Origin of the sequence: Flagellimonas sp. 389 (assembly GCF_018449435.1) — a bacterium.
Classification (GTDB): Bacteria; Bacteroidota; Bacteroidia; order Flavobacteriales; family Flavobacteriaceae; genus Flagellimonas.
On sequence record NZ_JAHCMU010000013.1, the window covers coordinates 82,354 to 103,523 of the forward strand.

General features: G+C 38.4%; 18 protein-coding genes. 10 read left to right on the forward strand and 8 right to left on the reverse strand.

The window, feature by feature from the left end:
- Nucleotides 1–35: 35 nt before the first annotated feature.
- From KIM67_RS12440 to KIM67_RS12465, 6 genes are all read right to left on the reverse strand, one after another.
- Complete coding sequence (locus tag KIM67_RS12440) at nucleotides 36–875, reverse strand: sugar phosphate nucleotidyltransferase (RefSeq protein WP_250149255.1); 840 nt, start codon at nucleotides 873–875, stop codon at nucleotides 36–38.
- Nucleotides 876–877: 2 nt separating this feature from the next.
- Nucleotides 878–1,933, reverse strand: a complete 1,056-nt coding sequence (locus KIM67_RS12445; RefSeq protein ID WP_213831802.1) for a GHMP kinase — start codon at nucleotides 1,931–1,933, stop codon at nucleotides 878–880.
- Nucleotides 1,934–1,940: 7 nt separating this feature from the next.
- Nucleotides 1,941–3,329, reverse strand: a complete 1,389-nt coding sequence (locus tag KIM67_RS12450; RefSeq protein WP_213831803.1) for a Gfo/Idh/MocA family protein — start codon at nucleotides 3,327–3,329, stop codon at nucleotides 1,941–1,943.
- Nucleotides 3,330–3,369: 40 nt separating this feature from the next.
- A complete protein-coding gene (locus tag KIM67_RS12455) occupies nucleotides 3,370–5,691 on the reverse strand; it encodes an FdhF/YdeP family oxidoreductase (protein ID WP_313788440.1) in 2,322 nt (773 codons plus the stop codon).
- A gap of 231 nt (nucleotides 5,692–5,922) precedes the next feature.
- Nucleotides 5,923–6,438: a PepSY domain-containing protein gene (locus tag KIM67_RS12460; RefSeq protein WP_213831804.1), complete on the reverse strand. Its 516-nt coding sequence runs from the start codon at nucleotides 6,436–6,438 to the stop codon at nucleotides 5,923–5,925.
- 161 nt (nucleotides 6,439–6,599) lie between these two features.
- Nucleotides 6,600–9,224, reverse strand: a complete 2,625-nt coding sequence (locus KIM67_RS12465; protein WP_213831807.1) for a valine--tRNA ligase — start codon at nucleotides 9,222–9,224, stop codon at nucleotides 6,600–6,602.
- 197 nt (nucleotides 9,225–9,421) lie between these two features.
- On the opposite strand from KIM67_RS12465, the gene KIM67_RS12470 reads away from it, so the two are divergent.
- Complete coding sequence (locus tag KIM67_RS12470) at nucleotides 9,422–9,808, forward strand: DUF1573 domain-containing protein (protein WP_371815745.1); 387 nt, start codon at nucleotides 9,422–9,424, stop codon at nucleotides 9,806–9,808.
- Between the two features lie 57 nt (nucleotides 9,809–9,865).
- On the opposite strand, the gene KIM67_RS12475 is transcribed toward KIM67_RS12470, so the two are convergent.
- Complete coding sequence (locus tag KIM67_RS12475; protein ID WP_213831809.1) at nucleotides 9,866–11,167, reverse strand: aspartyl protease family protein; 1,302 nt, start codon at nucleotides 11,165–11,167, stop codon at nucleotides 9,866–9,868.
- Between the two features lie 186 nt (nucleotides 11,168–11,353).
- Between KIM67_RS12475 and KIM67_RS12480 the strand changes: the two genes are divergently transcribed.
- The 9 genes from KIM67_RS12480 (at nucleotide 11,354) to KIM67_RS12520 (ending at nucleotide 20,160) form a co-directional block, all read left to right on the forward strand.
- The gene (locus KIM67_RS12480) at nucleotides 11,354–12,544 is read left to right on the forward strand and encodes a pyridoxal phosphate-dependent aminotransferase (RefSeq protein WP_213831811.1); all 1,191 of its coding nucleotides are present in this window, start codon (nucleotides 11,354–11,356) and stop codon (nucleotides 12,542–12,544) included.
- A complete protein-coding gene (murB, locus tag KIM67_RS12485) occupies nucleotides 12,544–13,560 on the forward strand; it encodes a UDP-N-acetylmuramate dehydrogenase (RefSeq protein ID WP_213831814.1) in 1,017 nt (338 codons plus the stop codon). Before KIM67_RS12480 ends, murB begins: the two co-directional genes overlap by 1 nt.
- 204 nt (nucleotides 13,561–13,764) lie before the next feature.
- Nucleotides 13,765–14,331, forward strand: coding sequence for an RNA polymerase sigma factor (locus tag KIM67_RS12490; RefSeq protein ID WP_213831816.1), 567 nt, complete (start codon nucleotides 13,765–13,767; stop codon nucleotides 14,329–14,331).
- On the forward strand, nucleotides 14,328–15,086 hold the full coding sequence (locus KIM67_RS12495; protein WP_213831818.1) for an anti-sigma factor: 759 nt from the start codon (nucleotides 14,328–14,330) through the stop codon (nucleotides 15,084–15,086). The genes KIM67_RS12490 and KIM67_RS12495 overlap by 4 nt, the downstream gene beginning before the upstream one ends.
- Nucleotides 15,087–15,161: 75 nt before the next feature.
- Nucleotides 15,162–15,347, forward strand: coding sequence for a membrane or secreted protein (locus KIM67_RS12500; protein ID WP_163416191.1), 186 nt, complete (start codon nucleotides 15,162–15,164; stop codon nucleotides 15,345–15,347).
- Nucleotides 15,348–15,404: 57 nt separating this feature from the next.
- Nucleotides 15,405–15,965: an RNA polymerase sigma factor gene (locus KIM67_RS12505; protein WP_213831819.1), complete on the forward strand. Its 561-nt coding sequence runs from the start codon at nucleotides 15,405–15,407 to the stop codon at nucleotides 15,963–15,965.
- Nucleotides 15,966–16,028: 63 nt separating this feature from the next.
- Nucleotides 16,029–16,904, forward strand: coding sequence for a lipoyl synthase (gene lipA, locus KIM67_RS12510; RefSeq protein ID WP_213831820.1), 876 nt, complete (start codon nucleotides 16,029–16,031; stop codon nucleotides 16,902–16,904).
- 26 nt (nucleotides 16,905–16,930) lie between these two features.
- Nucleotides 16,931–17,941 (forward strand): type I glyceraldehyde-3-phosphate dehydrogenase, encoded by a 1,011-nt coding sequence (gap, locus tag KIM67_RS12515; RefSeq protein ID WP_213831821.1) that lies wholly within the window; start codon nucleotides 16,931–16,933, stop codon nucleotides 17,939–17,941.
- A gap of 38 nt (nucleotides 17,942–17,979) precedes the next feature.
- Nucleotides 17,980–20,160, forward strand: a complete 2,181-nt coding sequence (locus tag KIM67_RS12520; RefSeq protein WP_371815747.1) for a response regulator — start codon at nucleotides 17,980–17,982, stop codon at nucleotides 20,158–20,160.
- On the opposite strand, the gene lpxK is transcribed toward KIM67_RS12520, so the two are convergent.
- Entirely contained in the window at nucleotides 20,157–21,152 is a 996-nt protein-coding gene (lpxK, locus tag KIM67_RS12525; protein WP_213831822.1) for a tetraacyldisaccharide 4'-kinase, read from the reverse strand. The genes KIM67_RS12520 and lpxK overlap by 4 nt on opposite strands.
- Nucleotides 21,153–21,170: the final 18 nt, after the last annotated feature.

Here is a 21,170-nt window from a genome sequence, read left to right on the forward strand (position 1 = left end):
TAATACGTTTATGGGGTTAAAAATCTGTTCCCAATTTACTCCAAATTTTTGAATAACCTAATATCGCCCGCCGCGGTTAAATCTGGAATGTGCTCAGAACGAGGGATACAGACCATACTTTTTGGAAGTTCCTTAATAAGATTCGCTACTGCTTTTGGAAGTTCTTTTTCGCTCCTAACCTTATCTAAAGGGCAATTTTCGAGAAATGGATACACCTGTTCTCCAGAAAAACTAAAAATGTTCATGCTTACCCGAAGCTCATTAGTTTCATCCTTATATTTTTCAACTTCACCTGACTCTGGCTTTTCAATGATTCCTTGTAAAAAGCCATCCGAAGAAATATCCATTACGGCAAATTTCAATATGCGCTCATCGGTAAATTCGAATCCGGAACTACCATAACTGATCAAGGCATTGGGCGCATTTCTATCTGCCTTTAAATCTTTTAGAGCACCAACGGAATATAGGTTATCACCATTGCAGACCGTAAAATAACCCTCTTTAAGTTCAGGATATTGGTCCAAACATTGTTGAAGTGCATCTGCTGTACCCAAAGGTTTTTCTCTTCCGTGGGGAATGTGCTGAATTGCAAAGCGAACACTCAAATCAAATGAGAAATAATCTGCATTTACCAAATCATGGAAAGCTTTATTCTCTGGTGAAGTAATAAGGAATATTTTTTTGTATCCGGCATTGACGGCATTTTCTATCAAATAGTATAAAAATGGTCTATTATTTTTACCTACAGGGATAAGGCTTTTATGATGGGCAGTAGCAATTTTTTTTGTGCTCTCATCTAGCGTTGTGCTTTCAAGACTTCTTTTCATTCGGGAAGAAGCTCCTCCTACCATAATGATCAGACTTTCATTTTTCATGTTTATATGGTTATAAGTTTGACTTCATAAGCTGCTACAGCACCAGCATCTAAAAACGCTTGCTTCACAAGATTTTTACTAGCATCATCGACTATTGCAACCATGCAGCCACCGCCACCGGAACCAATAATTTTTGCGCCAAATGCTCCAGATTTCCTTGCTGCATCCATCATTTTTATCATTTCTAAAGGTGTGTTCTGTATTTGATTTTGGAGTATCGCTTGATGATTGTTCATTAGTTCACCGAGCTGTTTTAAATCAGGCTTAGTGTTTTGTAGTATTCTTTTCGCTTGTAATGTAATGTCATAGTTATGGATAGCTGCAAACCAATGTTCTCGATATTTATTGGGTACAACAGTTTTATAATTTTGATAATCATCTAAAGTAGCTTTTTCCATACTAAATTTTGGATTTACATTCTTTACAGCAGCAACAGCTTTTTCCGCATATGACCTAGCATTTTTAAGAACACTTAGTGTTTTTTTCGATATGCCCGATTCCGCAACGATGAGCTTACCTAAACCTCCAACAAGTCGTTCCGTCTTTCCTATTTTCGTATCTATATGGAGTAGTCCACCTTGTGCAATAGTAAACATATCCATCAAACCACCAGGTTGTCCAAAGAATTGCACTTCGGCTTTATAGGCCCATTTTCCTACTTGGATATCATCAATTTCACCAACATATTCTTGGGTTTTACTCAAAAAGCGTATCCAAGCCACTACAATAGCCGAAGAACTGGATAATCCTGCATTAATTGGAATATTACCCGAAATCTCAATATCATATCCTTGAATGAGATCAAACCCTTCTTCTTTTAGAATAGCCATTGACGACCTGTAATAGTCGTTCTTTTTAATTGCAGTTAAATCATCATCCAAAGAAATAGAAATTGTTGATTTTAAATCCAACAACTTTATATGGAACATTCTTTGCGAATTCGGTACTGCGCTTAAATGGATAAATCGGTTAATGGTTCCGGCTATCACCGGAAGCCCTAAATAATCTTGATGGTCACCAAAAAAACAGATACGTGCGGGAACTTTTACATGAACCATACAACGTTTAACTTATGATAGCCAAAGGGGCTGTTGTCTTCCAATTTCCCCTTGTAAAATCAGGGAACTTTTGTGGTTTTCCATCATTTGCCACAGAACGCTCACTTAAGGGGGCTACAGAACTCCAAAAACAACCTTCGTAAACATTTTGATCTAGTGGAAGTCCTTTTTGCAGGCACTCAACGATGCGGTAGACCATGATACCATCCATACCGCCATGCCCACTTCCCTTTGCAGCCTTATTGAGTCGAGTGTAGAGCGGATGATCATACTTTTCGTAAAGTACTTGTAGTTGTTCGCCCTGCACCCACGAATGATGGTCTTTCGTTATCCCTTCTACTCCACCCTCCAGTGCTACTCTAGTTGGATATCCTGCAAGTGTACCCTTTGTACCCTGAAGAAGGTTTAGACGTGAATAAGGTCGTGGGCTTGTCTCATCCCATTGCACCATAATGGTTCTCCCCAAGTTGGTTTTGATGATTGAAGTATTTAAATCGCCTCCTTGAAAATCGAGCTGATTCCATTTATGATCTTTGGCGTAATTTTTCTGTGCATAAGCAGCCCTACCTAGTGAAGGTGTCGAAAAAGAGACCAAACTTTTAAAGGTATCCTCACTTCTTGCCAGATTCATATACTGCGCAACAGGGCCTAGACCATGAGTCGGATACAAGTTCCCGTTACGGTTTGCATAATGATGGGTTCGCCAAGAACCAGTGCCCCGCTCCTGCTCTTCCATTTGCCAGCGCAATTCATGGATATACGCGGCTTCACCATGCAAAATTTCGCCCACAACACCTTGTCGGCACATATTCAGAAACATGAGCTCATCCCTACTGTAGTTTACATTTTCGAGCATCATACAATGCTTTTGGGTTCGTTCACTGGCATCAACAATAGCCCACATTTCTTCTATCGTTACGGCAATGGGCACTTCAACAAAGGCATGTGCTCCTTGGTTCATCGATTCAATGGCCATAGGTGCATGATTTTTCCAATTTGTAGCAATAAAAACCGCATCTGGTTTTACTTCTGATAACATTTGCTTCCAAACCTCTTCGTCTCCAGAGTATTGTTTGATGTTTTTATGCCTATCGGATGTCGATACTTCTCTGACCCAACCTACTTTTTGCTTGACCAAATCCTGATAAACATCACAAATAGCAACTACTTCAGTATTTGGCAATGCCGCCAAAAATTTTAAATGATCCCCTCCTCGTGCGCCTACACCAATAAAAGCAGCCCTCACATTTTCTAATTTTGGAGCAGCATACCCACCCATATATTTTGATTGAAAAGGTCGGTCGCTATTAGCTCTTAAATAACCGGGCGTTATGGATACTGCCGCCGCTGATAGTGAAGTTTTCTTTAAGAAATTACGTCTATTTAGGTTTTTCATTTTGGTCTGGTCAGTTGTTTTTTTAGTCGCAAACAATTAATCATACATAATTGCTTGCATCTATTTTTACGATTAAGGATTTGCTCACTGGGGTATAACTCTTGTCCGCATAAAGATCATTTGGAATCAAAACATTGGTCTCTGGAAAATAGGCACAAAGATTACCGGAAGGAATATCATACGGGATAATCTTAAACTGCTCCGCTCTTCTTTCTTTATTGGAATAATTACTGATCAAATCCACTACTTGTTTAGCTTTCAGCTGTAAACTTTCCATATCTTTTGGGTTCATAAATATTACCCTCCGCTCTCCGTAAATACCTCTATACCTATCGTTCATGCCATAAATGGTCGTATTGAACTGATCATGACTACGAACTGTCATTAAGATAAATTCATTTGTTTTCAAATCATGTTGAGGAAGTTTACAAACAGAAAATTGTGCTTTTTCACCGGGTAATTTTGAAAAGTCCGTTTCTCTCACATTGTTTGGCAGGTAAAATCCAGACCCTTTAGATTTTTTGGAGTAATTGTGATAGCCGATCAATACTTCTGACATTTTTTGCCGTAATACATTATAATCTTCGCCAAGGGTTTTCCAATCAACAGAAGTATCAGCACCAAAATAGGCACTGGCAATATTTGCTACAATTTCTGGTTCGCTCATTAGGTGTTCACTGGCAGGTTTTAACCTGCCTTGACTTTGATGCACCTTGCCCATACTATTTTCAACAGTCACAAAACGTTCTTTGTCCATTTCCGATCTTCCCAGCGTAGGCAAAATTAATGCGGTTTTACCTGCAGTAAGATGCGTACGATTGAGTTTTGTACTCACTGAAACCGTTAAATCACAATTCTGAAATGCTGTCGCGGTATACTCGGTATCCGAAGCTGCTGAAACAAGATTTCCTCCTAAAGCAATAAATACCTTGGCCTTGCCCTCATACATTGCTTTTATGCCCTTAACCGTATCGAAACCTTCTTTTTCTGGAGGGTCAAAATCGAAAGCTTCTTTAAGGGATTTATTCAAAGATTTTGAAACATAATGCATAATACCCACACTACGGTCACCCTGTACATTACTATGCCCTCTTACGGGACAGGTCCCTGCTCCTTCTTTGCCAAGACTCCCTTTTAATAGCAAGAGGTTTACGCACTCCTTAATGTTCTCCACACCGTTTTTATGCTGTGTCAATCCCATGGCCCAACAAATAATGATCTTTGATTTTTTAGCTAAAAGTGCCACAGTTTCGTCAACATAATTAGAATCAACTCCACATAAATCCAACAATTCATCTTCACTGTACTGTTGTAAATCATCTAAAAATGATTGATAACCATTAGTCTTTTCATTTATAAATTCGTGGTCAAAAACTTTTTCACCCTTTTCTTCTAATACTATCAAGCGTTTCATAATGAGCTTGAGCAACGAAACATCTTGATTGATTTTTACCTGTAAGAATACATCGGTCAATTGGGTTCCGGCTCCTAAGATTCCGTTGACCTCTTGTGGATTCTTAAAGCGGCTTAGCCCACTTTCCATGAGTGGGTTAACCGTAATGATCTTCCCACCATTTTCTTTACATTTTTGCAATGCGGTCAGCATTCTGGGATGGTTGGTGCCAGGGTTTTGCCCCATGATCATTACTACTTCTGCACTGTAAAAATCCTCTAGCAATACAGAGCCTTTTCCAATACCTAAAGTTTCTGAAAGTGCCACTCCACTGGATTCATGGCACATATTGGAACAATCGGGCATATTATTGGTACCAAAAGCACGTGAAAATAGGCCATATAGAAATGCCGCTTCGTTGCTAGAACGCCCAGAAGTGTAAAAAATAGCTTCGTCTGGAGAGTTTAAGCGATGTAAATGCTGTGAAATAACCTGAAATGCATCCGACCAAGAAATTTGTTCGTAATGAACAGCACCGGGTTTTAGGATGAAAGGTTCAGTAATGCGTCCACTTTTCCCGATTTGATAATCGCTCCAAGTTGAGATTTCTTCCACGGAAAACTTCTTGAAAAAATCCCTGTCAACGCGTTCAAAAGTGGTTTCTTCCGCTATTGCTTTGGCCCCATTTTCACAATATTCTCCAAGTTTTGATGGCGTTTCAGGGTCGGGCCAAGCACATCCAGGGCAGTCAAAGCCTTCTTTTTGATTCATATGGGAAAGCGTCTTCAACGACCTGAACAACCCGGACTCTTTACTCACATGTTCCAAGGCGGCTTTTATTCCCGGCACACCAGCAGCGTAGTCCTTAGGTTCGGTAACTTTTAGGTTTGAGAATTCAATAGTTCCCGTAACGGAGATGTTTCTTTTTTTTGGGCTTCCCATAGTGTAGCTAAATTCTCGTGTATCCAACTACAAGTTAAGGCTTGAAACCAGAAAAATCTATAGCATCGGGAAATTTATTTTAATCTGCGGATTTGTAGATAAACTCAACGACCCGGTCAGCATTTATAAAACCTTGCCCGTGGGTCTCATCCCATTCTTTGGATAAATTCATTTTTTGGACCTGTTCTAGCGAATTACCCTTAGCTTTTGCTTTTACCACGTATTTCTCTAATTCAGCGAAGTTTTCAAACAAAAACCTTACACAAATAGTAAAACCAATGTAAGAATAAGACCAGCAGCGGTAAAGAGCAATCCCTTTTTAAAAATTGTGGTTTTAGGCAAAAACATCCAGAAAGAAGAAACGACAAAAAATAGCAGCGCTAGTCCAAAAAAGATATTCAAAAAGTATAGCGGATCAGACGATTTTGCTATGTGCAAACGTGCCATTTTATCAAGTACAAAGGGTAATTTTTTTAAAGTGTACTCTACTTCCCCAGTTTTTAAATTATAGGTACCGTGCTTAAAAATCCCAATGTCTCCAGTTGTGGTCGTAAACTTCAAATTTTTAATCTTAGTTTCAGAACCTACTTGAGCAGCATTCAATCCTACTTTGAGTTGCTTTTCATAATGGTATTCTTTTTTAAGAAAATCGGTATCCCTAAAGAGAAGTACAATACCACTTATTGCATAGACAGCCATAATACCGGCCAGGAAAAAACCCAAATACCTATGATAGGTTCGTATTCTATTTGAAAAATCGCGTTGCTTGGACATTATTTAGAATGATTTTAAAAGCACGCAATTTCCAACATTTTGATGTATTCAGAAAAAAAAATTGAAACTAAATGCACAAGATTAACGCTCTACATCCATCACTCTTTGTTTTTGGCTGGGTAAAGGATAAAGAGTGATATCAATATTGATTCTCGACCAAATCAAGATAAACTTGCCAAACTCTTTTCCAAAGTTTCGATTTTAGCTTCAGCATCGGCTACCTTCTTTTTTTCCATGGTCACTACCTTTTCCGGTGCATTATTGACAAACCGCTCATTGCTAAGTTTCTTTTGTACGGATTGTAAAAAGCCCTTGGTGTATTTAAGCTCTTCTGTAATTTTCTTAATCTCTGCATCAATATCGATTGTTCCTCCAATGGGAATAAAATATTCGTTGCTCTTTACCCTAAAACTCAACGCCCCATCCAAACCCTTATCTACTATCTCTATTGAAGAAAGGTTGCCCAATTTTGAAATGATTGCATCCATCTTATCATTTTTGCCCTCACTATTGAGAATAGATAGTTCTAAAGCATCCTTTTGTGGAATATTCTTCTCTTTGCGAATAGTACGAATACCAGAAATCACGTCTGCAGCAAAATCAAAATCTTTAATTAACGTAGCATCTACATCCCCAACCTTTGGCCAGTTTGAAACAATCAATGCTTGCTCTGGTGTTCTCTGGTCGATATGTTGCCATACTTCTTCCGTTAAAAATGGCATAAATGGATGAAGTAATTTCAAGTTTTCTTCAAACAAATGGATTATAGCATCATAAGTGACTTTATCAATTGGTTGCTGATACGCCGGTTTAACAATTTCCAATAACCAGGAACAGAAATCATCCCATACCAATTTGTATATCACCATCAGTGCATCCGAAATGCGGTATTTTGAAAAGTGGTCTTCAATCTCCGCTAGGGTCTGATTAAGCTTAGCAAAATACCAGTCAATTCCAATTTTAGCAGCTTCGGGTTGTGGCAAATCGGCAACTTCCCATCCTTTTACCAACCTAAAGGCGTTCCATATTTTATTGGAGAAGTTTTTTCCTTGTTGACAAAGTACCTCATCGAACATTAAATCGTTGCCCGCTGCGGAACTCAATAAAAGTCCAACACGAACTCCATCAGCTCCAAAATCCTTGATCAATTTTAGTGCATCTGGAGAATTTCCCAACTGCTTGGACATTTTTCGACGTTGCTTATCCCTAACCAATCCTGTTAGGTAAACATTTTCAAAAGGTTGCTTTCCTCGATATTCGTATCCGGCAACTATCATTCGTGCTACCCAAAAGAACAAAATATCTGGGCCGGTCACCAAATCGCTTGTTGGATAATAGTAGTTTACCTCTTCATTTTCGGGTTCTAAAATACCTCCAAAAACACTAATTGGCCATAACCAGGATGAAAACCAGGTATCCAAAACATCTGGGTCTTGGCGTAAATCGGATGCTTGGATGTCTGGATTCTTTGCCCTTGCCATTTCAAGGGCTTCGTCCTTGGTTTCGGCAACCACAAAATCTTCCTTGTCATCACCGTAATAGTATGCAGGAATCTGTTGGCCCCACCATAACTGACGGGAAATGTTCCAATCCCTAATGTTCTCCATCCAATGACGATAGGTATTTTCGAACTTTTTAGGATATAGTTTAACATCACCAGTTTTTAGTACACTTTCAAGTGCCGGTTTTGCCAAATCTTCCATTTTAAGGAACCACTGATCTGATAACCGTGGTTCAATAACCGCCTTTGTCCGTTCCGAGGTACCTACTTTATTGAGGTGTTGTTCTGTTTTTACCAAAAAACCGTTCTCTTCAAGTTCTTTTGAGATTTCCTTACGAACTACAAAACGGTCCTTTCCTTGGTAATGAAGACCATAGGAATTAAGGGTTGCATCTTCATTAAAGATATCTACAACCTCCAAACTATGCTTTTCTCCTAAGTTCTTATCATTTTCATCATGGGCAGGAGTTACTTTTAAGCAACCTGTACCAAATTCAATGTCAACATAGTCATCTTCGATAATCGGGATAACCCGATTACAAATAGGAACAATAGCTTTTTTTCCTTTCAAATGCCGATACCGCTCATCATTTGGATTGATACAAATAGCGGTATCTCCTAAAATTGTTTCAGGTCTGGTGGTTGCTATGGTCACTTTTTCGTCAGACCCTTCGATTTGGTACGCTAAGTAATAGAGTGTTCCTTGCCTTTCTTCATAAATAACCTCTTCATCTGACAATGTTGTTTTGGCCTCTGGGTCCCAATTCACCATTCGGAATCCCCTATAAATCTTTCCTTTTTTGTATAAATCGACAAAAACCTTGATGACGGAAGCTGACATATCGTCATCCATAGTAAACTTGGTTCTGTCCCAATCGCAAGAACAGCCCAATTTTTTTAATTGTTGAAGAATTACGCCCCCGTATTCATCTGTCCAATTCCAAGCATGCTCTAAAAATTCCGCTCTGGACAAATCTGCCTTTGCAATACCTTCATCTTTGAGCTTGGCCACAACTTTTGCTTCGGTAGCTATTGATGCATGGTCCATTCCGGGAACCCAACAGGCATTCTTTCCTAAGAGCCTGGCCCTTCGGATAAGCACATCCTGTATCGTATTGTTGAGCATATGCCCCATATGCAGCACTCCTGTGACATTTGGTGGGGGTATTACGATGCTATAAGGTTCTCTATCGTCTGGTTTTGAGCTAAAAAAGTCATGCTTCATCCAGTAAGAATACCAGTGCTCCTCTACCCTATTGGGGTCATATTTTGATGGAATTTCCATTTTTCGGTATAGTTTTTGTCAATTAGCATCTCGGATTGGCGCTCTGGCAGATGCATAGTATGTAAAATTAATGCTATACTTTCTTCGAAAACCAATGCTGAAATACGAAACAAAAATAAGTAACGTTATTACATAACAAAAGAATTTTGGATGCAGGTGTGAAAACATTTACTTTTGAAGTTCACCCAAAACTAGAAATGATGAAAAAAACTGTACTCATGTTGTTTGTTGGATTTCTTTCCTTAGGGGTCTATGCACAAGAAACAGCTAAAATCGAATTTAAAAGTGAAACCGTTGATTACGGTGAGATTGAAAAAGGCAGTGATGGTGTTCGAGTTTTCGAATTTACCAACACAGGAAGCGCTCCATTGGTTATCAGTGATGTGAAGTCCAGCTGTGGATGCACGATTCCAAAAAAACCAGAAGGACCTATTTTACCAGGTAAAACAGGTGAGATTCAAGTGAAGTATGATACTAAAAGAGTTGGCCCAATTAGAAAAGCCATTACGGTAACATCTAACGCTGACACTCCTACGAAGGTTCTAAAAATTAAAGGAACCGTTAAAGGTGAAGGAGCTAAATAAAACATAGTAATTAAAAGTGGAAAGCCTTTTCTAACATGTTAGAAAAGGCTTTTTTAGTTAAAACACTTTTTTAAGCACAAAAGAGAACAATAAATCTTTGTTGTAGCGCTCTATTAAAACCTTAATGCGTTTTCCTTCTTTATCATTGAGCATTTTTAGCACTTCCTGCAACTTATACTTATAGATACGTTTCCCATTAACCGCCAAAATTACATCACCCTCTCGCAACCCAGCTTCTTCGGCAGGACTGCCCGCCCTTATACTGGAAACAATGATTTCGGGCACCAAACTCAATCTTGTCTTGTTCTCGAGTAAAATTTGTACGTTACCAAAGGATGCGTCATCATTTCTAACTACACCGTTTGCATCTGCAAGACTCTCAGCAATATATCGAAGTCCGTTGTGCTGCAATTCGATACCAGCCAAATTATATTGAAAGGGAGTTTTAAAATATCCGTTCTTTTTGAAGGTGACTTGATTTCTGGAATAATCAAAAATAATATTGAAGCGTTTTAAGATTTCGCCGCCAACACTACCATTGCGATCACCAAAATTCTTGATAAATCCAAAAGACTCCCGATAAGGAAAAGCCGCTTTGGCATCTTTAAGTTCAAAATTCCCAATTTTTATCCCATTGACTTTGGTCCGTTTTCCAAAAATGTCGCCACTCAGTCCTCTTCCTAAATAATCTTCGTAGTGTTTTTCGGGAATATCCAATCCTTTTTCCGGTGCATGAAAAAGCCAGAGTGCATCGCTGCTTCCTGTATCTACCAATAATTTAACAGGTACATCCTCTGCATTATTCATCAAAACTTTTCCCTCAACATAGGCTTTCCTTTTTTCTATGGACATTGGAAGTGTTTGTGATTTCGATTTTGCCTTATCACTGGGATTGTAACGACTAGGGTCGTACAGTTTAATATTATTAGCTTGGTAATTAACCTCAACCACAAAATCCCTGAACAGGTCGTAGCCCAAAATACCATGCACCGGTATACCTAAAGATGTGGAAAAGTTGATTCCTTTATCCAGAACTACGTATAAGTCTTGGTTGTAATTTTTAGCTTTTCCTAATTTAAATGTGTTTCCTTTGGAGCTAAGCGCTTTCATGGGCTCTCCATCCCCTAAACCTCTTATGGTCACTTCCGAAACATTGTTTATAGGTACAGAATCCTTGTCCGTTAGATTAAAAAGTATGGGTTTGCTAACGCCTGAGTCCAGCACAAACGTAAGTGCTACACCATTTACCTCTAGAGGAACAATAATAAGATTATTAATCAATTGAAACTTTACTTTCTGGAATTTTTGACTCTTGGGCAATTTGAAGCCTTGGGCCGAAACCAGAAATGGAAACAGCATCAAAAAAAGGATAAAAAGGTGTAGGTTTTTTTTCAATTTGCTTACTTCTAAACGTTTATACCTATTCAATATACAAAATAATAACAAACCTATACTTTAATTTAACATTCCCAGCACTACAGAAATAATGACATAATCTGTTGTTTTCAAGTATTGGTTTTATCATTTTTGCGTAAATTTTAAAGCATGCCAGGTATATCTACAAAAGGGAAGCAAATGCCTGCTTCACCAATACGAAAATTGGTTCCTTATGCCGAAGAGGCCAAAAAAAGAGGAACCCATGTAATTCATTTAAATATTGGACAGCCAGATATAAAGACACCTAAAGTAGCTTTGGATGCGGTAAGAAACCATACCATTGAGGTACTTGCATATAGTATGACCGAAGGCTCGGAAATGTACAGAGGCAAGATAGCCCACTATTACAGTAAAAACGATATTCATGTTTCTTCTTCGGATATTATCGTTACGACAGGTGGGTCGGAAGCACTTTCCTTTGTCATGGGTACTATTATGGATACCGATGATGAGATTATCATTCCAGAACCTTTTTATGCCAATTACAACGGTTTTGCAACTGCTTCGGGTGTAAATGTTGTTCCAATTGCATCTACCATTGAAAACAATTTTGCCCTGCCCCCAATTGCTGATTTTGAAAAACGGATTACATCAAAAACCAAGGCTATTTTAATTTGTAACCCAGGGAACCCAACCGGTTACCTCTACAGCAAAGCTGAAATAAAACAATTAGCGGAGTTGGCTAAAAAGCACAACCTCTTTTTGGTGGCAGATGAAGTATACCGTGAGTTTGCCTACGACGGTCGTGAACATTATTCTATTTTACAAGAACCTGGATTAGAAGAACATGCCATTATTGTTGATTCCGTATCCAAAAGATATAGCATGTGCGGCGCGCGTATTGGTTGTTTGGTATCTAAAAATAAAGATGTAATAGAAACTGCTTTAAAATTCGCACAAGCTAGATTGTCCCCTCCAACATTTGCCCAAATGGCCAGTGAAGCCGCTCTTGAAACACCTCAAGAATACTTTGATGCTGTCGTTATGGAATATGTGGACAGAAGAAATGTTTTAGTTGCTGAATTACAGAAACTGGAAGGCGTTAAAGTCGCAGTTCCGCAGGGAGCATTTTATTGTGTAGTTGAACTGCCCGTTGCAAATGCCGATGATTTTGCACAATGGCTCCTTGAAAAATTTGAATTGGATGGAAAGACTGTCATGGTAGCTCCAGCAGCAGGTTTTTATGCCACGAAAGGATTGGGGGAAAATCAAATCAGAATCGCTTATGTTCTTGAAAAAGAACAACTCGTTACAGCTGTACAATTATTGGGAACCGCTCTGAAAACCTACAACGCTTAGTGAACATACAGGAGAACATATCATTAAAAGAATACAACACATTTGACATTGATGCCAAAGCACGGTTTTTCATAGAAATCAATGGACTTGCCCAACTCCAAAAAGTCCTTGAGCTTGAAGCATACCCAGAAAAATTTATCATCAGTGGTGGTAGCAATATGTTACTTACCAAAGATATTGAAGCACTTGTACTTCATATTAATTTAAAAGGCATAACCATTACGGAGGAAAATGATGATGAGGTTGTTGTAAAGGTGATGGCAGGTGAAAACTGGCATGAGCTTGTACTATGGAGCTTAGAAAATGGGTATGGGGGATTGGAAAACCTATCGCTTATCCCGGGTAATACGGGTACTGCCCCAATACAGAACATTGGTGCTTATGGGGTCGAACTCAAAGATATGTTTGTACAATGTACAGCTATGGAAATAGCTAGCGGAGAATTGATTGCGTTCGACAAAGATGCCTGTAAGTTTGGTTATAGGGATTCCATTTTCAAAAATGAGGCAAAAGGAAAATATATTATTACTTCGGTAACTTTAAAATTGACAAAACGTAACCATAGTTTGAACACTGGTTACGGGGCAATAGAAGAAGAATTGGAAAATCAAGGAATTATTTATCCCACCATTCACGATGTATCCGATGCGGTGATTTCAATTCGCCAAAGCAAACTTCCTGACCCTAAGGAGATTGGAAATAGCGGTAGTTTCTTTAAGAACCCAATTGTTTCAAAAAAGACTTTTGAAAAGTTTCAAAAAAACCACCCAGGAGCACCATCTTACAAAGTTTCTGATGAATCCTATAAAATACCTGCAGGTTGGCTTATTGAACAATGTGGGTTTAAAGGAAAGCGAATTGGGGAAACCGGAGTTCACGAAAAGCAGGCTTTGGTATTGGTCAACTACGGAAATGCCACTGGAAAAGAAGTTCTTACCTTAGCGGAGCAAATACAAAAAGAAGTAAAGGATAAGTTCAATATTAGTATTCAACCAGAAGTAAATATTATAAAATAACCCCTGCACCATAATGATAACAGGGGTTATACCAAACCAAACTAACCAAAAAATTTATATTCTTAAATGTGTATTATCTCTTAAATGTTATATTTAACGCTAACACATAATCCTTTTTCTAACTTAGCGTTCTGTAGTATATACGGCGTAAAAGTTATTTTAGATTTTACCCCCCATAAAATCTTATTTTAAATAGCCCCATGAATGAGTACTTTAATTGAAAAACATATAGTTTCATTACTTGCTGAAAAAGATGATAAAGCAATTTCGTTGCTCTATGATCACTATGGTGACACACTTTACGGTGTCGCATATAAAGTCTTAAGGGATGATGATCTGGCGCAAGACGTTCTACAAGAAAGCTTCATTAAAATTTGGAAGAAAGCGGACACTTATGATGCATCCAAAGCAAAACTTTTTACTTGGTTGTTTCGGATTATCAGAAATACCGCGATTGACAAATTAAGAAGCGTAAACAATAAATCAGATAAAGAAGTCCAAATAGATGTTTCGGACGTATATAATTTAGGAGTTAACGGAATACGACCCGAATTTATGGATGTCCAGGAAAACCTGGGAAAAATAGAACCTAAATACCAAGTTGTTTTAGAAGCTTTATTTTTTCAGGGGATGACTCAGCAAGAAGCTAGTGATGAATTGGACATTCCCTTAGGAACCATCAAATCAAGATTAAAGATTGGTTTGCGGGAACTAGGCAAAATTTACGGCACATCAATGACCTTGCTCCTTCTTATAAACTTACTGTTATGAAAGAAAAAGTACGATTATTCTTGGATTCGGACATATTGGAAAAATACCTTTTGGGAGACGCTTCTAAGGAAGAATCTCTAAAGGCCGAAAGATATATTACCATGTACCCACAAGTAAGGGATACGTACATGGAGCTTCAGGAAAACTTGGAGGCATTTGCCAAGTTGTACGCAAGAAAAACCCCTGAAGGTCTTAAGCAAATCATTCTACACAGTGCCAAAAAAGAAAGAGTTGCAACCAGAAAACTGTTTCGTTATGCAATTGCAGCTAGTGTAGCTATACTTATTTTTGCAGGTTCCGCAGTTTTCTTCTGGAACCAGAACCAGAACCTTCAGCAGGAAAATACATTGGTTTCCAACAAGATGAAAAATCTTGAGGAGAATATGAGAAACCAATTGGAAGATGTAAGAAATCAGTTTATCGTACTTAACAATCCAGATACAAAGAGATATACGGTAAAGGGTAAAAAAGAAGCAAAAGAACTTAAGGCAGTTGCTTACATCAACCCTGTAAAAAAGCTTTCTTACATAAATGTGAGCAATCTTCCCGAGCTTCCAGAAAACAAGTGTTTTCAAATGTGGGCAGAGGTTAATGGTGAGTTGGTCAATCTTGGAGTAATCAAACAATTGGAAGATAAAGACAATCTTCTGGCCTTGCCTTATGCCGAAAAAGCAATAGGTTATATCACTATTGAACCAGAAGGCGGAAATACTTCTCCCACCGTACAGAATATTGTGGCCAATATTACCTATTAACAAACACCGCTAAAGTATCCTTAAACACTTCCGTTCTTAGGCAAGTAATTTGTAACTTTGTCCAAAATTTAGGATATGAAGTTAGTATTGTTGACCATTGGTATCCTAGCAATCGCATTTGCTGGAATCGCTATAAAAATATGGTCCAAAAGAGATGGTAAGTTTGCCGGTACCTGTGCTAGTCAAAACCCTTATTTAAATCAAGATGGAGAAGCCTGTGGGTTTTGTGGAAAGCTCCCTGCCGATCAAGATTGCAAATAGACCATTCTCAAATTACGCTAACCTATTTCTGAAATCCACTACCTAGAAAAAAAGTTTTTGGATAAAACGGAGGAAGTCATCAAGGAAAATATCAAAAAGGCAAAAGGTGGAAGTCAAATCGCCTTTAGTAATCTCTTGGACACTTTTTGGAACGATGTTTATAGTTTTCAACTTGTCCGTACCAAAAATGAAAATGACGCCGAGGATATCACCATCAGAACTTTTTCCAAGGCCTTTGATAAAATAGACACGTACGATGATGCTTATGAGTTCAAAACATGGCTCATTACCATATCCAAAAATCTTCATGTAGACCTTATCCGAAAAAGAAAGCGGAGTCTTTTGGATGGCATGTCAAGCCATGGGGACGATGCAAAGAAAATACTGGATGAAACTCCTTCGGTTGAAGATCAGTTGATCATTGAACAAAATCTGGCCAACCTTTTACAAGACATTAAAAAACTAAAGCCCCATTACCAGAAAGTCATCAATTTGCGGTATTTCAACGAATTAAGCTATGCAGAAATCGCCAAAGAACTCAACGAGCCTTTGAACAACATCAAGGTAAAGTTGTTACGAGCAAAAAAACTGCTTTCAGAGATTATCAAAAAAAAGTGAGTTAGTCCCCAAAATCTTATTTTCCTTAGGCGTTTTGTATCTTTGTAAACCAAAAAAAAATCTATGAGTACAGCTGTTGCTGATAACGTTCTACCTCCCAAGGGAAAACCAAAATGGCTTAGGGTAAAACTCCCAACAGGAAAAAAATATACCCAGTTAAGAGGTCTTGTTGACAAATATGACCTACATACCATTTGCACCTCTGGCAGTTGCCCAAATATGGGCGAATGTTGGGGCGAAGGAACTGCGACATTTATGATTTTAGGAAACGTTTGTACCCGTTCCTGTGGATTTTGTGGCGTAAAAACCGGAAGACCAGAAAGCGTGGATTGGGCCGAGCCCGAAAAAGTAGCACGTTCCATTAAGATTATGGAAATAAAACATGCCGTGGTCACATCAGTAGATAGGGATGACCTTAAGGATATGGGATCTATTATCTGGGCAGAAACTGTAAAAGCCATTCGCAGAATGAATCCAGAAACGACACTGGAAACGCTCATTCCCGATTTTCAAGGAATTGAAAACCACCTGGACCGAATACTCACTGTTGCTCCGGAAGTTATTTCCCATAACATGGAAACCGTAAAGCGACTGACTAGAGAGGTTCGTATACAGGCAAAATACGAAAGAAGTCTTGGTGTGTTGGAATACCTTAAAAAGAATGGAGCCAACCGTACAAAATCTGGTATCATGTTAGGATTGGGCGAATTGGAGGAAGAAGTGATACAGACCATGGGGGACCTTAGAAAAGCAGGTGTAGACGTAGTCACCATTGGTCAGTATTTGCAGCCATCCAAAAAACATTTACCTGTTAAATCGTTTATCTTACCGGAGCAGTTCAAAAAGTATGAGGAAATAGGATTGGAAATGGGCTTTAGGCACGTCGAGAGCGGAGCATTGGTCCGATCTTCCTATAAGGCTCACAAGCATATACACTAGTGGCATAAATCCTTATTCTTGATTACATGAAAAATGTTCGTATTGGCATAAATGGTTTCGGACGTATTGGAAGAACACTGTTTAGGTTGCTCCAAGACCATCCCAACATCACAGTTGTGGCCATTAACGATTTAAGTGATGCCCGTACACTGGCACATTTATTAAAGTACGATAGCATTCATGGAATTTTCAATACTGACATTAGTTCCAACGACAATGAAATCAGAATAAATGAAGAAACCGTCCATGTCCTTAATCATGGAACTCCACAAGAAATAAATTGGAAAGCCCATGATGTGGATATTGTAATCGAAGCATCAGGAAAGTTTAAGAAAAAGGAATCTTTAGAGCATCATATCAAGAATGGGGCAAAAAAAGTGATTTTAACCGTTCCTCCCGCCGAGGACGATATTAAAATGGTTGTTATCGGGGTAAATGAAGATATAGTAAATGCTAATGACCATATTATCTCCAATGCATCCTGTACTACCAACAATGCCGCACCAATGATAAAAATCATCGACGAACTATGCGGTATAGAACAAGCATATATTACTACAATACACTCCTACACCTCTGATCAAAGTTTACACGATAGACCTCATCGCGATTTAAGAAGGTCCAGGGCAGCTGGGCAATCGATTATCCCAACAACAACAGGGGCAGCCAAGGCCTTGACCAAAATTTTCCCTCATTTATCCAACGTAATTGGCGGATGCGGTATACGCGTGCCAGTTCCAAACGGTTCTTTAACAGATATTACCTTTAATGTTAAAAAAGAAACTTCAATTGAAGAAATAAACCATACTTTTAGATATCATGCTGATAATCAAATGAAAAATGTGCTCTTTTACACAAATGAGCCTATTGTTTCAATTGATATAAACAATAGTTGTTATTCTTGTACGTTTGATTCTTTAATGACCTCTGTTATAGGTAAAATGGTCAAAATTATTGGATGGTATGACAACGAAGCTGGATATAGTTCCAGAATTGTGGATTTAATAGGTATTTTTATAAAGAAAAATTACGTTTGACATATAGCTCCAAATACAAAAATATCAGCTGCTTGAAACTGGCGGTGTTGTGCGTATTCCTATGCACCAAGATTTCCTTTGGACAAAAAGACGTTAGCTCCACTTCTAAAGTACAGTCAATTTTTGACAGGTTTATGCAGTATAGGCATCAGAACAAAGTTGACAAAGCTTTGGAAACTTTAGATGAAGCCGCAGAAATTGCTGAAAATAACGAAGATGCCAAACTCTTATTAGATACCTATCACCAATACGCAAGATTATTTTTGGAAGAAGGAAATCGTGAAACCACTATTTTCTATTGGGACAGGGCGAGTATTCTTCTTAAAGACCTCTCTTATCCCTATGGACAGGCCTTTCATGACTATCTGGAAGCTGCGATTCGTTTTGATGAAGGCAACAATTTTCAAGCATTAAAATTGTTGGAAGAGTCTAGGAAATTAAGTAACAACAGAAATTTAGGAAACAATATTCTTTTACTTGAAGGGTACATCTTCACGAATATTACCAATTACGATGATGCCATTAAAAACCTACATGCCCTTATTGTTAATTCAGATGATAAGGAACGAGCTTATTTAGCAACTAAGGCTAATCTTCATTTGGCGAAAATCAGTATCGATTTGGAAGATTTGGAAGAAGGAATCATCCATTCAAAAGCTGCATTGGAACTAGCAGAAAAGCACGGTTTTTCCAAAGAAGTACAAATAGCTTACCAAAGACTTTCCCTTATTTATGAAAAGAACGAAAGCTTTGATGAGTCTCTATATTACAAAAAGAACCTAGAGCAAATAAAAGACTCTATTTTTAATATTGAAAAAGTAAAACTTGAGGCAAAGACGGCAGATCGGATACGGTTTGAGCATCAAATGAACGAAATCAATAAACTTACGGCTAAAAATGAAGAATTGAGCGAATCTAAAAATCGCTCGGAAATCACCGCAATATTGACCTCAGCCTTTTTAACCATAATTTCATTATTGGCGGTATCTCTTTTTAGAAACAATCAAATCAAACTTAAAACGAACGATCTTTTATATACAAAGAACAAAGAATTGGAGCTAGCAAGAGACTCCGCGGTATCCGCAATGGAAGCTAAAACCAATTTTCTTTCAACGGTGACCCATGAGCTGCGCACACCCTTGTATGCTGTTACGGGACTCACCCATTTATTGCTGGAGGAAAATCCAGAAGAACACCAAAAGGAACATCTAAGGTCCTTAAAGTTCTCTGGTGATTATCTGCTCAACTTTATCAATGATATTCTTCAGATCAACAAAATTGATGCGGATAAACTGGAACCATTGAACATTGAATTTAAACTGCACAAAGTTCTTGCGGACGTAGTGGATTCGCTCCAACAAAACGCCCATGAAAAGGGTACGACCTTAGTTTTGGACTATGACCCAAATATTCCCATACAACTTCTTGGGGACCCGATCAAGATATCGCAAATATTTATGAATCTGGTGGGGAACGCCCTCAAATTCACCAAAGAAGGTAAGGTCGAGGTAATCGCCAAGTTATTGAAAAAGGACACAGAAAACGTACAATTATATTTTGAGGTAAAAGATAATGGTATCGGTATTTCTGAAGACCAACAAAAAAATATCTTTGACAGTTTCGAACAGGGTTCCGTACAAATTAACAGGGAGTACGGCGGCACAGGGTTAGGATTGACCATTGTAAAAAGCTTGTTGGGCCTCTTTGACAGTAAAATACATCTGGAAAGTGAACTGGGCCACGGAAGTTCCTTCTTCTTTGAACTTGAACTAAAATATGATACCAACACTTTAGACGAAGTCGCTTTTGAGCTTGATGTTGAAGAATTCCAATTCGAAGGATTACATGTACTTGTAGTTGAGGATAATAAAATCAACCAAGTCATCACCAAAAAGATGTTGGATAAAAAGAAAATTACCTGTGACATTGCCAATAATGGCAACGAAGCAATAGACCATGCAAAAGCTAACACTTACGATGCTATTTTGATGGATATTCATATGCCTGGAATAAGTGGCGAAGAAGCTACACGCCAAATACGAAAATTTGATCAGGATATTCCAATCATAGCATTAACGGCCATCTCACTTGACGATAGCTTGGAGAGCTTCTACGAAGCTGGTTGTAACGATGTGGTGACAAAACCATTTAAACCTGAGGTCTTTTACCAAAAAATAGGTGAAAATATCTTCAAAAAGAAAATGGAAGGAACGGTCTAAATAAGTCCTTTTAACACTTGTTCTAAAACCATGCTATCATTTCCATTAAAATGATGAGCCACTTCCAGATAAAACAATTGTGGTAATTGTCCGTCCAGTCTAACGTAATCTTTTTCAGTGGTCAGTACAACGTCAAAGTCCTCAAATTTTTCAATTTCCAGTTTGGTAAAGTAGTGATGATCCGAATACTCAAAATGCTTGAATTGAAGACCTATCTTTTTTAAATGATTGACCAGAGGCATGGGAGAAGCTATTCCCGTAACCAATGCAATGTTTTTTCCTTCTAATTCAGAAAACTCAAGGCTGCCTGCATTACTGCTTAGATTAGCACCATACTTCAGGCTGCTAAAAAGTATTTTCTGATTGGAAAACTGCTTAAGCTTTTCAGAAATCATTTGCTTTTCTTCAAGCGATATCGTTTCTGGGCATTTGGTGACAATGATCATATCGGCACGTTTAGCTTCCCGCTTACTGTCCCTTAAACCACCTGTTGGCAAGTACCAATCATCTACAAACAAGTTGGTGTAAGCTGTCAATAAAATAGAAGACTTTGGTTTTACCCTTCTGTGCTGAAATGCATCATCCAAAAGAATAAGATCCGGTTGCACCAAGCCTTCAAGTTTGCTGATGCCATTTCTTCTATCTGCATCTACGGCTACGGTTACATGCGTAAATTTTTTATGAAGTTGAAAAGGCTCGTCTCCTAAATCCTCTACTGATGATTCAGGCCCTGCAAGCAAAAAACCTTTGGACTTTCGTTTGTATCCCCTACTCAAAACCGCAACCTTATGTTCGTCGAGCAAACGAACCAAATACTCGATCATCGGGGTCTTTCCAGTACCACCAACACTGAGGTTACCAATGCATAGTGTAGGTGTTTCGTAAGATACAGAGGTGAAAATTCCTTTATCGAATAAAAAATTACGAACATATACTACAATCGCATAGATCAAAGAAATTGGGAATACTATTTTACGGAGCAATTGCAACATGGAACGAAAATATAATAT